11 protein-coding genes are annotated in these 14,667 nt (G+C 54.4%); 10 read left to right on the top strand and 1 reads right to left on the bottom strand.

What is annotated here, in order from left to right:
* The first annotated feature begins 11 nt into the window (after nt 1-11).
* From E0E37_RS00730 to gap, 4 genes are all read left to right on the top strand, one after another.
* A complete protein-coding gene (locus tag E0E37_RS00730) occupies nt 12-1,067 on the top strand; it encodes an Ldh family oxidoreductase (RefSeq protein WP_130861067.1) in 1,056 nt (351 codons plus the stop codon).
* A 166-nt stretch (nt 1,068-1,233) separates the two neighbouring features.
* A complete protein-coding gene (gene whiA / locus E0E37_RS00725) occupies nt 1,234-2,190 on the top strand; it encodes a DNA-binding protein WhiA (RefSeq protein WP_130861066.1) in 957 nt (318 codons plus the stop codon).
* Between the two features lie 50 nt (nt 2,191-2,240).
* Nucleotides 2,241-3,899, top strand: coding sequence for a putative manganese-dependent inorganic diphosphatase (locus tag E0E37_RS00720; RefSeq protein WP_130861065.1), 1,659 nt, complete (start codon nt 2,241-2,243; stop codon nt 3,897-3,899).
* 277 nt (nt 3,900-4,176) lie between these two features.
* A complete protein-coding gene (gap, locus tag E0E37_RS00715; protein WP_130861064.1) occupies nt 4,177-5,193 on the top strand; it encodes a type I glyceraldehyde-3-phosphate dehydrogenase in 1,017 nt (338 codons plus the stop codon).
* A 230-nt stretch (nt 5,194-5,423) separates the two neighbouring features.
* Here gap and E0E37_RS00710 read toward each other — a convergent pair whose 3' ends face one another.
* Complete coding sequence (locus E0E37_RS00710) at nt 5,424-6,635, bottom strand: ATP-binding protein (RefSeq protein WP_130861063.1); 1,212 nt, start codon at nt 6,633-6,635, stop codon at nt 5,424-5,426.
* Between the two features lie 511 nt (nt 6,636-7,146).
* On the opposite strand from E0E37_RS00710, the gene E0E37_RS00705 reads away from it, so the two are divergent.
* The 6 genes from E0E37_RS00705 (at nt 7,147) to E0E37_RS00680 (ending at nt 14,430) form a co-directional block, all read left to right on the top strand.
* Nucleotides 7,147-8,463: a Na+/H+ antiporter NhaC family protein gene (locus E0E37_RS00705; protein WP_130861062.1), complete on the top strand. Its 1,317-nt coding sequence runs from the start codon at nt 7,147-7,149 to the stop codon at nt 8,461-8,463.
* A 67-nt stretch (nt 8,464-8,530) separates the two neighbouring features.
* Nucleotides 8,531-9,376 carry a putative manganese transporter gene (locus tag E0E37_RS00700; protein WP_246019592.1) on the top strand — a complete coding sequence of 282 codons (846 nt, stop codon included), beginning with the start codon at nt 8,531-8,533 and terminating at the stop codon, nt 9,374-9,376.
* Nucleotides 9,377-9,601: 225 nt separating this feature from the next.
* Entirely contained in the window at nt 9,602-11,023 is a 1,422-nt protein-coding gene (gene amrA / locus E0E37_RS00695; protein ID WP_130861061.1) for an AmmeMemoRadiSam system protein A, read from the top strand.
* The gene (locus tag E0E37_RS00690) at nt 11,020-12,093 is read left to right on the top strand and encodes a radical SAM protein (protein ID WP_130861060.1); all 1,074 of its coding nucleotides are present in this window, start codon (nt 11,020-11,022) and stop codon (nt 12,091-12,093) included. Before amrA ends, E0E37_RS00690 begins: the two co-directional genes overlap by 4 nt.
* A 290-nt stretch (nt 12,094-12,383) precedes the next feature.
* Nucleotides 12,384-13,241 carry an electron transfer flavoprotein subunit beta/FixA family protein gene (locus tag E0E37_RS00685; protein ID WP_165445138.1) on the top strand — a complete coding sequence of 286 codons (858 nt, stop codon included), beginning with the start codon at nt 12,384-12,386 and terminating at the stop codon, nt 13,239-13,241.
* Between the two features lie 328 nt (nt 13,242-13,569).
* The gene (locus E0E37_RS00680) at nt 13,570-14,430 is read left to right on the top strand and encodes a prepilin peptidase (protein WP_130861058.1); all 861 of its coding nucleotides are present in this window, start codon (nt 13,570-13,572) and stop codon (nt 14,428-14,430) included.
* The last annotated feature ends 237 nt before the right edge of the window (nt 14,431-14,667 follow it).

Raw genomic sequence — 14,667 nt, 5'->3', positions numbered from 1 at the left:
GGGAGATTGAAATGGATAATATAAAAATAGTCCAAGCTGAGACAATCAAATCATTTGTGTCAGAGTTGTTTGAAAAAGTAGGAATGTCGGGAGAAGACGCGGCGTGGTTTGCGGAGACAATCACCACGGCGAATCTCCGGGGACTGGATTCCCACGGAATTCTGCGCGTTCCCAATTATGTGGAACGCGTAAAGTGCGGAGCCATCAACCCTTGTCCGGATATGAAGATTGTGCAGTTGTCTCCGGCAGTTGCGCTGATTGACGCTGATGACGCAGCCGGCTGTGTTGCCGGGAAAAAAGCCATGGAGTGCGCCATTGAGACCGCAAAGAAATTTGGTGTCGGGATTGCCGCCGTAAAAAACAGCAATCATTTCGGTGCAGGCGCCGCTTATGCGCAGCTGGCAGTGGACAGGGATATGATCGGTATTGTACTGACAGACGTTCCAACGTTAATCACTGCGCCGGGAGCAAAGGCAAAATTGGTTGGCAATAATCCCATCGGTATTGGAATTCCTACATACAGCAACCATCCGTTCATGCTGGATATGTCTTTATCTGTCGTAGCTGAAGGAAAGCTTCGCTTTGCTGCGGAGAAGGGTTCTAAAATTCCCACTACCTGGGCTGCCGACATGGATGGCAATCCCACGGATGACCCTGAGGCGGCGCTGAAAGGATTTCTGCTCCCAATCGCCGGCTACAAGGGGCTGGGCCTCGCATATGTGGTCGATATCCTGTGCGGCGTTTTAACCAGCGGCATATTTGCCGACAAAATAAAAAGTATGTATCGCAATCCCACGGAACCCAGCCAGATTGGGCATATGATGTTGGCGATCGATCTGCAGGCGTTTCTCTCAAAGGAAGAAATGAAAGAGCGGATGGAATACTACCATAGCTATCTTGAATCAGCGCCACTTGTTGAAGGAGCCACGCCCCTGTGCTTCCCAGGAGAGATCGAACACAATTGCTGCCTGCGCCGTGTGGAGGCAGGCATTCCTGTTCCGATCACCACATTAGAGAAGCTGAATGCTCTGCAGTCAGAATATGGAATGATCTCCGCACTGGAGTAAAAGAAAAGCGGATCGGTACGCGCGGACAGGAAGCAGTGAGCCTGTCCGTGTTTTTTTTCCGCTGGTAAGGCCGGGATTCGAGAAGAGAGACAAAAAAGCGGATCGGGGCTTGCCTGTTTCCGTTTTTTTATATATGATAGAGAAAACGTAAAAAAGGAGCTGTGACATGTCCTTTTCGACAGATACAAAGAATGAATTGACTCATATCGGGCCCGACAAAAAATGCTGCATGCTGGCGGAGATCACGGGATTTCTTCGTATGTGCGGAAGCATCCAGCTGGCCGGCGGCGGAAAGATGGACATCAAGCTGTCCACGGAAAACCCGGCGATCGCCCGGCTTTTTATCAAGCTGATCAAGAGCTATTTTGGGGCGAAAGCGGATCTGTCGGTCAGCGAGGCGCACGTGCTCAAGAAGGGGCATTCCTACGAACTGACCATCACGTCGGAGATGAACGCGGAGCAGATCTTGCGTGAAACGGGTATTCTGCGCGTGAAGGAAGGGTCGAATTATATCAGCGACGGAATCTATCCGGATCTGATCCGGAGACGGTGCTGCAAGAAAGCCTGCCTGCGGGGCATTTTTCTGGGCAGCGGGACGATCACCGACCCGGGAAAGGGATATCACGTGGAGCTGGTCTGCGCCAGCGAATATATGGCGGCGGACGTCAAACGGCTGGTAAACAGCTTTGGACTGAAGTCAAAGGTATCAAAAAGGAAGAACCAATATGTGGTCTATCTGAAGGAAAGCGAGCAGATCATTGATTTTTTGAATATATTAGGCGCTCACGGTCAACTCTTGCAGTACGAAAACGTGCGCATCGTGAGGGAAATGCGAAACAAAGCCAACCGCATCAATAACTGCGAGAGCGCCAATGTGGATAAGACCGTAAACACAGCCGGACGCCAGATCGAGAATATTCGGCTGATCGAGAGATCCCGCGGGCTGGCGTCTCTGCCGGAAAAGCTGATCGAGACGGCACGGCTGAGGCTGGAAAATCCCGAGGCTACACTGGCGGAGCTGGCTGAGATGACCGATCCGCCGATGAAAAAGTCGGGCATCAACCACAGACTGAAAAAATTGGACGAAATTGCAGAACGGATTCGGGCCGGGGCGCGGACCTAGGGGCCCAGCACGATATTTGAACTGGGGAGGGACCCCGGGAAGGAGAAGGAATGGCAGTACAGCGGGGAAGAGTCACAGTGATCGGACACAAAAACCCGGATACGGATTCCATTTGTTCGGCCATCGCCTATGCGGCGCTGAAGCAGAGCAGGGATGAAGAAAAAGAATATATCGCGCGGAGAGCCGGAGGGCTCAATGAGGAGACGCAGTTTGTCCTGGATCGTTTTCAGGTCTCCGTGCCGGAATACATCGCGGACGTTGGCACACAGGTATCGGACATCAAGATCCGTGAAGTAGAGGGGATCAGCCGTCTGACCTCTCTGAAAAGGGCATGGGAACGCATGAAGGGAGCCAGCGCCGTGACGCTTCCCGTTACCAGCGGCGATACGCTGGAAGGGATCATCACGCTGAAAGATATCGTGACCGCCTATATGGACGTGTATGACAGCCAGATCCTCTCCCGTTCGAAAACGCCGTATTCCAACCTGCTGGATACGCTGGAAGGAAAAATGATCGTGGGAGATCCGGAGGAAGTCATCGGGCTGGGCAAGATCAACGTGGCTGCCGGCAGTCCCGACATGATCGAGGAGTATGTGGAGCCCCACGATATCGTCATCGTAAGCAATCGCTACGAGGCGCAGCTCTGCGCCATCGAGCTGGAGGCGGCCTGCCTGATCATCTGCAACGACGCCCCGGTGTCGAGGACCATTCAGAAGCTGGCCCGGGAGCGGGGCTGCCGCATCATATCTACGGCCCACGACACATATTCTGCGGCGCGCCTGATCAATCAGAGCGCTCCTGTGGGATATTTCATGAGATCGGAGGGCATCGTGACCTTCCGCATCGACGATTTTACCGAGGACGTGAAGAAGGTCATGGCGGAAAAACGCCACCGGGACTTCCCGGTGCTGGACCGCCAGGGAAATTATGTGGGCATGATCTCCCGCCGTTTCCTGCTGAACATGCAGAGGAAACAGGTCATTCTGGTAGATCACAATGAGAAAAATCAGGCGGTGGACGGAATCGACGAGGCAGAGATCCTGGAGATCATCGACCATCACAGGCTGGCCAGCATCGAGACCATGGCGCCGGTCTATTTCCGCAACCAGCCGGTGGGCTGTACGGCGACCATCGTCTATGAGATGTATCTTGAGCAAAGGGAAGAGATCTCTGCACAGACGGCCGGTCTGCTCTGCGCGGCGATTCTCTCCGATACGCTGATGTTCCGCTCGCCCACCTGTACGGAAGCCGACCGGCGGGCGGCCCGCGCGCTGGCTGAGATCGCCGGCATCGAGGCAGAGGCCTTTGCTAGGGAGATGTTTCATGCAGGCAGCAATTTCGGAGGAAAGTCGGCGGAGGAGATCTTCTATCAGGATTTTAAAAAGTTTTCCATCCGCGATATCAGTTTTGGGGTGGGGCAGGTCAACTCTCTGGATGCAGCGGAGCTGGCGGCTATCAAGGATAAATTGATCCCCTATATGGAAGGGGCCAGCAGAGAGCGGGGACTGGACATGGTCTGTCTCATGCTCACAGACATTTTGGAGGAAGAGACGGAGCTGATCTACGAGGGTGAAAAGGCGGAGATGATCCTCTCCCAGGCCTTCGTGGAAGAAGGGCAGGAAAAGACAAAAAATTCTTTCCGGCTGCCCGGCGTCGTGTCCAGAAAAAAGCAGCTGATCCCGTCCATCATGGCGGCTCTGCAGGAGTAGGAGAGCGGGTCCGAAGATCCCGTTCGGCCCGTGAGCGAATGTGGCTGGAAATGGCTTTCTATAGCTAAATTTGAACGTTTATGATCATCTTGTGCTGAGGCATGGGATGATCATTTTTTAAGTGGTAAAAAAGTTTACTTTTTCTCTTGTGAAATAAATAACTTTTGTATTTTCCATGCCAGTTCCAGAAATATGTGGTAGGATAGAGACAGATGGGGGCGGCGCGTCCCTGCGCGAAGAGAACACTGTTTTTTGTAAAAAAGGAGGTCCATTTAATATGGGAATTAAAGTAGGGTTAAACGGCTTCGGACGTATCGGCAGAGTGGTGTTTCGCGCCGCAATGAAACAGGAACCGGAGATCGACATCTGCGGCATCAACGTGCGCAACGCCGATCTGGACTACATGGTTTACATGATGAAGTACGATACGGTTTTCGGGCGGTTTGACGGGACTCTGGAAAAATACGATAAGGGAGTTATCGTAAACGGCAAAAAGATTCCGGTATACAGCGAGAGCGACGCCGCCAATATTCCGTGGTCTGACTGCGGAGCCGAATATATAATCGAGGCGACAGGGGCCTATGTGACCACCGAGAAGGCTTCCGCTCACTTCAAGGGAGGCGCTAAGAAGGTAGTCATCTCCGCTCCGGCGAAGGACGCTACTCCGACTTTTGTAATGGGTGTGAATCAGGAAACGTATACCCCTGACATGAACGTGGTATCAAACGCATCCTGTACCACCAACTGCCTTGCTCCGCTGTGCAAGGTACTTGAAGATAATTACGGCATCGACCAGGGACTGATGTCTACCATTCACGCGGCTACGGCCAAGCAGAAGGTAGTCGACTGCCGTTCCCTGAAAGACTGGAGGACCGGACGGGCCGTGTTCGGCAACGTCATTCCTTCCACAACAGGCGCGGCGAAAGCCGTGGCTCTGGTCATTCCTTCTCTGAAAGGAAAAATGACGGGTATTTCCTACCGCGTTCCCACCACAGACGTTTCTGTAGTGGACCTGAACGTCATGCTGAAGACTCCGACTTCGTATGAGGACATCTGCAAGAAGGTGAAGGAAGCCTCTGAGACTACCATGAAAGGCATTCTGGAATATGTGGACGACGAAGTGGTCTCCAGCGACTTCATCGGCGATCCGCACACCTCCATTTTTGACGCCCGCGAGGGGATCGAGCTGAACGATAAGTTCTTCAAGTTCATCTCCTTTTACGATAACGAGTGGGGTTATTCCAGCAAGATCCTCATGCTGATCAAGCATATGTATTCGGTGGATCACAAATAGTGACGAAATAAAACCGGACGCAGATCCAGACAGACCAGGAGCGCAGACCGGTATCTGGGCCGGAAAGTGAACGGGGCCGGGGCTGTTCTTACTGAATTCATTTAAAACGCTAAAAAAACAGGTGGAAAACGATGGGTCGATCGTATTTCCACCTGTTTTTTTGCGGTGCAGTAAAAATGTTTCGCCCCGCTGCCGGGCGTGCGGCTGCAGTCAACACTTCATTTCCCTGCTCAATACTCATCACTTAGCAGAAAATCTGCAACGTGCAAAGTCTTGATCCCTTCGTAATTACCGCCGGCAAAAGCGTCTGCCCGCAATACATATTTGGGGTAATTATCCCGGATATCAAGCAGCCTGCCGTATTCGCGCCGCTCTGTTTCGGGAGAGCCGATCTCCTGTGCTACTTGGATATACAGTTTGTTTTCCTGTTTGACAGCAATGAAATCTATTTCAGTGTTGTCAAATTTTCCAACATATACGTCATATCCACGGCGCAGCAATTCCAGATAGATGATATTCTCCAACATTGCCGCCACACTATCTGCCGTATATCCCAGCAAACTGTAACGCAGCGACGGGTCGGCCAGATAGAATTTCTCCTGTGTTTTCAAGATCTCCTTACCTTGTATATCGAAGCGGGAGCAGCGATGAAGGATATAGGCGCTTTCCAGTTTACTAAGATAGTTATAAACCGTTTCGTTATCGATCGAACGGTTCTCGCTTTTTAAATATTTGGAAAGTGAAGCAGCGGAAAATGTCCGTCCAACATTGTCAAAGGCGAACTTCACAATGCGTTCCAGCTGATCTATCTTGCGGATTTGATTACGTCTTACAATGTCCGTGAAGATCGTAGAATTGTAAATATCCTTAACGATCGTGTAGATTTCAGCCTGCGTATATTTTTGCAGATGGATCGCGGGAAAGCCGCCAAGCCGCACATAATTTGTAAGCTCCGTGCGAGGATCAAGAACTTCTGTGTATTCCTTTCTGAAGATCATATACTCAGAAAAGGACAATGGATAAATGCGGAAGGAAATATAACGTCCGGTCAGGTAAGTGGATATTTCAGAAGACATCATCCGGGAATTTGAACCAGTCACATAAATGTCCACCTCATAGTCTGTCATAAGAGAATTTACTACTTTTTCCCATGATTCCACTTCTTGAATCTCATCGAGAAAAAGGTAGGTTTTGCCTTCCGTAAATAAATGCTGTTTCAAGTGGGCAAACAGGGCTTTTGCAGTCTTTATATCCTCATATTCTAAAGAGTCAAAGCTATAGTGTAGAATCTGATCATCCCGAACGCCTCGTTTTTTCATCTCATCGATCAACATTTTTAAAATGGTCGATTTTCCACAGCGGCGTATTCCGGTGAGAATTTTGACAAACGGCGTATTCGCATAGGCCATTATTTTATCAATATAAATGGGTCTGTAAATCATTTACTTCACCTCCTGTCAGTAATAGTGTACCGTGTTTTCTAAAAGATATCAATTGTTTTTAGGGTTATAATCGCAAAAGTTTGTAGTATGGATTTGTAAGGTCAGGGTATTCTTCCAAAAAGGAAAAGCTCCGCCGTATCTTTAAAGTCAATGAGTAAACCGCGTATGTCAAAACTTCCGCAGTAACCTGCCAGGGCCCTTTAGCGTGTTCGTTTGTTTTTTTACGGGTATATGATATAATAGCCGCAGAGCGGCTATTATATGATTCTGTGCGCGGCGGACGCCATGCGCGGATTCTGTCCCGCCGGCCTGCGTCCGGTCAGGACAGAATGGCCGCAGAGCGGCTATTATACGATCCTGTGCGCGGCGGACCGGGGGCATGCGGCGTTTTGCGCCGGGCGGCGCGCAGCCTGCGAACAGCGGACACGGCCTGAGGGCGGTGTGGAACGCCCATGCCGTGGATGGATCGGGTGAGAACAAACGAACATAAGAAAAATAGATGGAGGAAAGTATGGATCAGCAGAACAGAAAAGGAAATCCGATGGCGCTCCTGCCCATCGGAGTATTTTTGCTCATTTTTATCGGCACGGGGGTGCTGATGGGGGATTTTTACAGTATGCCTGCCATCGTAGGTTTTTTGATCGCGCTTCTCGTGGCGTTTCTGCAGAACAGGAAACTGAATTTCAGCGAAAAATTTGCGGTGGTGGCAAGGGGCGTGGGCGATGAGAATATCATCATCATGTGTCTGATCTTCCTGGTGGCCGGCGGTTTTTCCGGATCGGTGACGGCTGCAGGCGGCGTGGAGAGCGTGGTGAATCTCGGGCTTTCCATACTTCCTGGGAAGATCGCGGTGGTGGGACTCTTCATCATCGGCTGTTTTATCTCCGTCTCTATGGGAACGTCCATGGGCACCATCGCGGTGCTGGCTCCCATCGCGGCGGAGATCAGCGGAAAGACGGGCTTCGCGCTTCCTGTCTGCATCTCCGCTGTGTGCTGCGGCGCTATGTTCGGGGATAATCTCTCCATGATATCGGATACGACCATCGCAGCTGTCCGGACCCAGGGCTGCGAAATGAAGGACAAATTCAAAGCCAATTTCTTTATCGTGCTGCCCGCTGCGATCCTGACGATGATCATACTGTTTGCACTGACGATGCAGGGTGATTTTGAGATCACAGAGGCGCTGCCGTACAATATTTTCAAGGTCGTTCCCTATATGATCGTTCTCTTTGGAGCGCTCATAGGCATCAATGTGTTCGTCGTGCTCATCAGCGGCATCGCGGCGTCTCTGGTCGTGGGCGTGTTCACCGGAACGATACCCCTGAGTCAGATCTTTACCGCAGTAGGCGGCGGAGTGACGGGAATGTACGACATCACGGTCATTTCCATCACCGTGGCCTGCATCATATCGCTGGTGAAGGAAAACGGCGGCGTCGATTTCATCTTGAATCTGATCAGATCCAAGATCCGAAGCAGGAAGGGGGGACAGCTGGGGATCGCGGCTCTGGCTTCCCTGGTGGATATCTCCACGGCGAACAATACGGTGGCCATCGTTATGGCCGGACCGATCGCCAGGGAGATCAGTGAAGAATTTGACATCAGTCCCGTCCGATCCGCGTCGCTGCTGGACATTTTCACCTCGGTATTTCAGGGTCTCATCCCGTATGGGGCTCAGCTGCTGTCCGCTGCAGCATTTACAGGGCTGACGCCCTTTGACATTATTCCTTATATGTTTTATCCGGTGCTGATGGCGGTCAGCGCGCTGTGCTTTATCGCATTCCGGAAAGACCGGAAGGAAAAGAAGGAACAGCAGGGCCAGGAAGAATAAAAAACCCGCCGAGAGGCAACAAACAGAGTAAGAGTAAAGCGGAGGCTGAGAGAAGGGAAAGCGGAATTTGAAGGATGTATTGATTGACACGCTGCTTGACGGCGTAAAAATGCTGCCATTTCTGCTGGCGGCTTATCTGATTATCGAATATATGGAACATCGGGCAGGAGACAAGCTGGAAGCTATGCTGGCCGGCTCGGGGAAGTACGGTCCTCTTGGCGGAGCACTGTTGGGGGCGCTGCCCCAGTGCGGTTTTTCCGTAGTGGCGGCCAACTTCTACGCAGGCAGAGTCATCACCCGGGGTACGCTGATCGCGGTTTTTCTGTCCACCTCTGACGAGGCGATACCGGTCATGCTTTCAGCGCCGGGGAACGGCAGGATGCTGGGCTGGCTGATCGCGGTCAAAGTAGTGGTGGCGGTGATCGCCGGTATGGTCATCGACCTGATCGACAGGAGAAGGGGACGGACAAACATCTCCGCCGAGCATCACCACGATATTTGCAGTCACTGCGGCTGCGAGGAGGGGGGGATCCTGCGGGCGGCTCTCCATCACACGGCGGTGATCTTCGTCTTTATTCTGGCGGTCTCCCTCCTGCTCAACAGCGTGTTTTATCTGCTGGGGGAGGAAACGGTGGGCAGACTGCTGCTGACGAACAGTCCGCTGCAGCCGCTGCTCACAGCCATATTCGGATTCATTCCAAACTGCGCCGCGTCTGTGGTGCTGACGCAGCTTTATCTGGCCGGTGGCATCAGCTTCGGTTCCGTGGTGGCTGGACTGTCTACGGGCGCTGGGATCGGTACGGCGGTGCTGTTTCAGATCAATCGAAACTGGAGGGAAAACCTGCGCATCGTGGGACTGATCTATCTCATCGGCGCAGGCGCGGGGATGCTTATGCAGGTACTGGCGCTGTAACTGCACTGTCGTTTCTTTCACACCCTCCCTATGAAAACAGCGGCTGCTGTCCAAAGACGCCTGAAGGGGCGTCTTTTGTGTATACTGCGTTTGTGCTATACTGAATGCAAAGGACAGCTGCAGCGATCCGGGAGATCGAAATTGCGCGGCAGTCCATCATGCGCGGGCGAACCAGATCAGGCTCAGTGAGAGCCGGTACATCGAAACTACCAGGAGGTGTTAAGGATGGCAGTGTCAGGAGCAGTTATCTTTCCCCATCCGCCCATCATCATGCCGGAGATCGGCCGGGGAGAAGAAGAAAAGATCGGTAAAACAGCGGAAGCGTGCAGGAAGGCCGCCCGGCGGGCGGCAGAGTGGGAGCCGGAGACTGTCGTGATCCTTTCGCCCCACTCCACGTTATACGCGGATTATTTTCACATCTCTCCGGGCAGGCGGGCCAGGGGAGACATGGGAGCCTTTCGGGCGGGAAGCGTCAGATTCGATGAGGAGTATGACGAGGAATTCGCCGAACTTCTGGGACAGACAGCCTGTGAAGCCGGAATCTACGCCGGAGGACAGGGGGAGCGCGATCCTTCTTTGGACCACGGGACGATGATACCACTGCGATTTCTGCGGGAAGCGGGGATCACGTCCAGGATCGTGAGAGTGGGCCTGTCCGGAATGGCGCCGCTTGTGCACTACCGTTTCGGGAAATGCATTGCGCAGACGGCGGAGCGGCTTTCCAGGCGGATCGTCGTGGCGGCCAGCGGCGATCTTTCACACAGACTGAAGGAGGACGGTCCTTACGGCTTTGATCCGGAGGGACCGGAGTTTGACGCTCGGGTGACGCGGGCGATGGCGGAAGGGGATTTCCTTGCTTTGCTGAGCTTTCCGGAGTCCCTCTGCCAGGCTGCGGGGGAGTGCGGGCTGCGCTCTTTCCAGATCATGGCCGGAGCGCTGGACGGCGTTCCGGTGCGTTCGGAGTTGTTGTCCTATGAAGGCACCTTCGGCGTCGGTTACGGAGTGGCGGTGTTTACGCCGGATCTGTCCCAGCGGTCTGTGAGATCGCGGCAGTTTGATCGGATCTATGAGGAGGGGGAGAGGAAGCGGCTGGCTGACCTGAGAGAGGAAGAAGACCCCTATGTGAGCCTGGCCAGAAAAAGTCTGGAATACCGCGTTCGGACCGGAGCGAAACTCACCTGGGAAAAGATCTGCGGGGGACAGGACGGGAATGCTGAGCTGCCGGAAGAACTTTTCAGAGAGCGGGCAGGAGCCTTTGTATCGCTGAAAAAGGACGGGGTCTTGCGGGGCTGTATCGGCACCATCGGTCCCGTACGCCGGAATCTGGCGGAAGAGATCGCTGAAAATGCGGTCTCGGCCGGTATCGAGGATCCGCGTTTCGACCCGGTGGAGGAGGAAGAACTGGAATGGCTGGTCTACAGCGTGGATGTGCTTGGCGAGCCGGAGCCGGTGGATTCCCCGGCGCAGCTGGATCCGCAGCGATACGGCGTGATCGTGGAAAACAGAGGCAAACGAGGACTTTTGCTTCCTTGTCTGGACGGAGTTGACACGGTGGAAAAACAACTCTCCATCGCAAAGAGGAAAGCGGGGATCCGGGAAGGTGAACAGGTGACTATCCAGCGCTTCGAGGTGGTGAGACACAGATGAGAGGGGAAGACAGGGCGCACCGGCTGCACGGAGAGAGACGCGTGGAATGCGGCGTTTGCTTCCGCCGCTGCCGGCTGGCGGAGGGAGAGACGGGATTTTGCGGCGCCAGACAGGCGAGAGCGGGAAAGGTGATCTGCGCCAATTACGGAAAACTGACGGCGCTTGCTCTGGATCCTATAGAGAAAAAGCCGCTGGCAGAGTTTTATCCGGGCAATCTGATCCTGTCGGCCGGCAGTTTTGGCTGCAATCTGCGCTGCCCCTTCTGTCAGAATTACGAGATCTCCATGGCGGGGATCCCGCAGAGGAGCGGATCTGGGACATGGGGCAGGAGCGTTGGAGCCGCCGGCTGCGCAGAGAATGGGTCCGCAGGGCCGGCTGCGCAGGAAAACGCCGGGAACGCCGTGGGGGATGCGGCCGGGGACGCCGGGCAGGGAGCCGTCGTGAAGAGTGCTGCCGGGGACGCTGGGCAGGGCGCGGTGAAGGAAGTTTTCGAAGAACCCGCGGCGATGACGGTGTCGCCGCGGCAGCTTGCCGCACAGGCGGCTGAGCTTGCAGCGAAGGGAAATATCGGGCTGGCCTATACCTACAATGAGCCGTTGGTAGGCTGGGAATTTGTTCGGGACTGCGCGGGGCTGATCGCGGAGGCGGGAATGAAAAATGTGCTGGTAACCAACGGTACGGCGGGTCCGGAGGTCCTTGACCGGCTGCTCCCGCTGATCGACGCCGTCAACATCGACCTGAAGGGATTTACTCAGGAGTATTATTCCTGGGTGGGAGGCAGTCTGGACATGGTAAAGGAGACGATCATTCGGGCTTCGCAGCTGTGTCACACGGAAGTGACGGTCCTGATCGTACCAGGAAAAAATGACGATGAGGAGGATATGCGGCGGCTGGCCGGCTGGCTGTCTTCCGTTGAGAAAAGGGCGGGGAAGCGGGTCCCCCTCCACGTGACCCGCTTTTTTCCGCGCTGGCGCATGAAAGACCAGCGGGCCACGCCGGTGGAGACAGTCTATGGTCTGGCCGAGACGGCGCGGGAATATCTGCCTTCGGTCTACACGGGGAACTGCTGAATGCGGACGGCGAGCGTCGCGGCGGCGTTGGCCGGATGGCCCGGCACGGCGGAGCCGTATCCTTTGGCCAGGGTCTCTCCGTTGATGATCAGCTGACGGCGGCCTGATCCATGTCAAAGAGGTCCGGGGCTGCGGGTCTTTTATGTTATACATTTAAACACTGCAATAACTTGACTCGGTCAATAGGAAATGTAAGCTTGCATTATCCGTCAATTCGATATATTCTACAGAAAGGGAGCCGCCGCTGCGGATCCCTTTCTGTGTATTCACGCGACAGGAGGCGCGAAACGATGATGAAACTGCTTTTGCTGGTGAAAGCAGTCCCCGATGAAAACGGTGGACTGGCCATGAACCATGATGATAAGAATATGTTGGAGCTGGCGCTGCAGATGCTGGATCAGGAAGCTGTCTCGATCGATCTGATCTGCCGGGGATCGGAAAGCGCAAAGACTGTACTGCGATTGGGGCTGGCCCTGGGTGCAGAGCGGGCTTTTTTGGTACCGGAGCCGTCTGCGATGTGCGTAGCTAATGCAGAAACTGCATCTTCGGAAACGAAGGCTGCGGGACAGGGAACGCCGGGATATGGTACTGCGGGACAGGGAGATGTGAGGTGGAATTTCGATCCTGGCGAAACCGCGGCTGTGCTGGCGGAGGCCATACGTTCGCTGGAACCCTATGACGCTTTGCTCTGCGGATATAGAAGCGAGGATCTGCAGGCGGGAGCCGTAGGTCTGATGACGGCGGAGCTGCTGGGATTGCCTATCATCACAAATGTGTTCGAATTTGAGGAAGACAGTTGCGGCGATCTCCTGGCAAAGCGGAAGATCTCAGGGGAGCTACAGCAGGTGCGGGCGCCCCGTCCCTGTCTGCTCTGCGGATTGCCGGGCCGGGACCGCTTACGGGGGCCGAGTTTCTTTCAGATACAGGAATCTTTTCAAAAGGAGCTGACAGTCCTCGATGCCGGGCAGATGCAAGGCGAACTGCGGCTGTTTCGCTGGGCGCCGGCTGACAGGCGCAGGAAAAAACAGATCGGCCGTTCAGAAGAAGAGCAGAGCCGCGTGCGGAATGAGATCGTCCGCGAACTGATCGTGTGTCGGGCAGAAGCACAGAAAGCGTCAGGTGGCGAAAATTCTGCCGCTATAAAATGAAATAAAAGATTGAAATTCAAATAAATTACATTTATAATAAACTCAGGATAAAACTAGGGGCTTCAAGCGACGGTCTTGGTTAGCGCTTCCCGCCGGCTGTTTCGGAAGAGTACTTCGGCAGCTGCAGTCGTCGGCAGCGTTGGAGGATATCTCCGGCGGTTCAGATTGGCTGCGTTGGAAGGGATGTCAGACGGTTCCGGCCGGCGATTCTGGAAGGCGGCGCCGGTCGCTGGGGAACAACAGCGTCGGCGGCAGACAGATGAATGACCAGATCAAACTGATTCCCAAAGAGCTGCCATAAGCTGAAAGAGAGCAGGGGTAATTATAAATGGAATTTGTTATTTTAGCGTGCGCGGGGGCGCTCTGTGGCTGGTCCGCCGTTTTCACCTGGCGGCGGATGCCCGGCGGCTGGCTCTGCGACTGCGGGGAAACGGAGACAGAACGGCATGGAGCGGAGGAAAGGGGCCTTAATGACAGCAGATGGCCCATGTTTTACGCAGCCGTGTTTGCACTGGCGGCTATTCGTGTATATTGTCCGCCGGAGGGCATGGGCGCCCATGGCGTGAGAACGGCGGACGACATCATTGGAATGGGACCGGTCAGTTCCGGTGCGGTCGGTTTGGATGCATCCGGCATGGACGCGCTGGGTGGTGCCGCGGGGGCTGGATCCGGGGCTGCAGAGGTTTCAGCGTTCCTGACTGCCGCTGTTGTGTTGGGGGCGCTCTGGTGCCTTTTACTGATCACCCTGGCTGACCTGCGGTATATGATCATCCCGGATCAGTTGGCGGCCGCGTTGGCTGTATTGGGTCTCGCCGGAAATATCCTGGAGGCGGCGGACGGAGGGCTGACTTTCCGTCATGCAGCTGCAGCAGCTGCTGCCAGGGGCGTTTTCGCCGGGCTGCTCTGCGCCGGGTTGTTTTGGATCGTGGGCAAAGGGGCCGAAGCTGTAGTGAGGGCGATTGGATGCGGGGGAGAGGCTTTCGGCTTCGGAGATGTGAAGCTGTTATTCGCTATGGGGATTCTGCTGGGGCTGGAAGGCGGCTTGAACGCATTGTTCGCGGCGTCTCTGCTGTCCGGTGCGGTCTCGGCGGTCTTGCTGTTGTTAAAGAAGGCGACTGCGGGAGGCGAACTGCCCTTCGGCCCCTGGCTGTGCGCTGCCGCCGCATTTCAGATCCTCTGGGGCGCGTGAGCGCTTGGGGCTGGCGCTGAAAATGCAAACGCGGCGCGGACATGAGACAAACGTTGGCCGGAAGCGCTGCGCCGGGAGATGCGTTGAAAATTGTCGTGGGAGGTGTTCCGGGGCTGAGATAAATGGGCGAGATCAGAAAATTTTTCGTGATTTCCCCCAAATACGATAAAAAAATAGGTGAAAAACAATAAAAATATTGATTCTCACCTATTTCGGGTAAATATCAGAGCATTTAGC

Source organism: Bacilliculturomica massiliensis, from assembly GCF_900605495.1.
GTDB classification, from domain to species: Bacteria; Bacillota; Clostridia; order Peptostreptococcales; family Anaerovoracaceae; genus Bacilliculturomica; species Bacilliculturomica massiliensis.
This window is presented reverse-complemented; position numbering and strand designations above follow the sequence as displayed.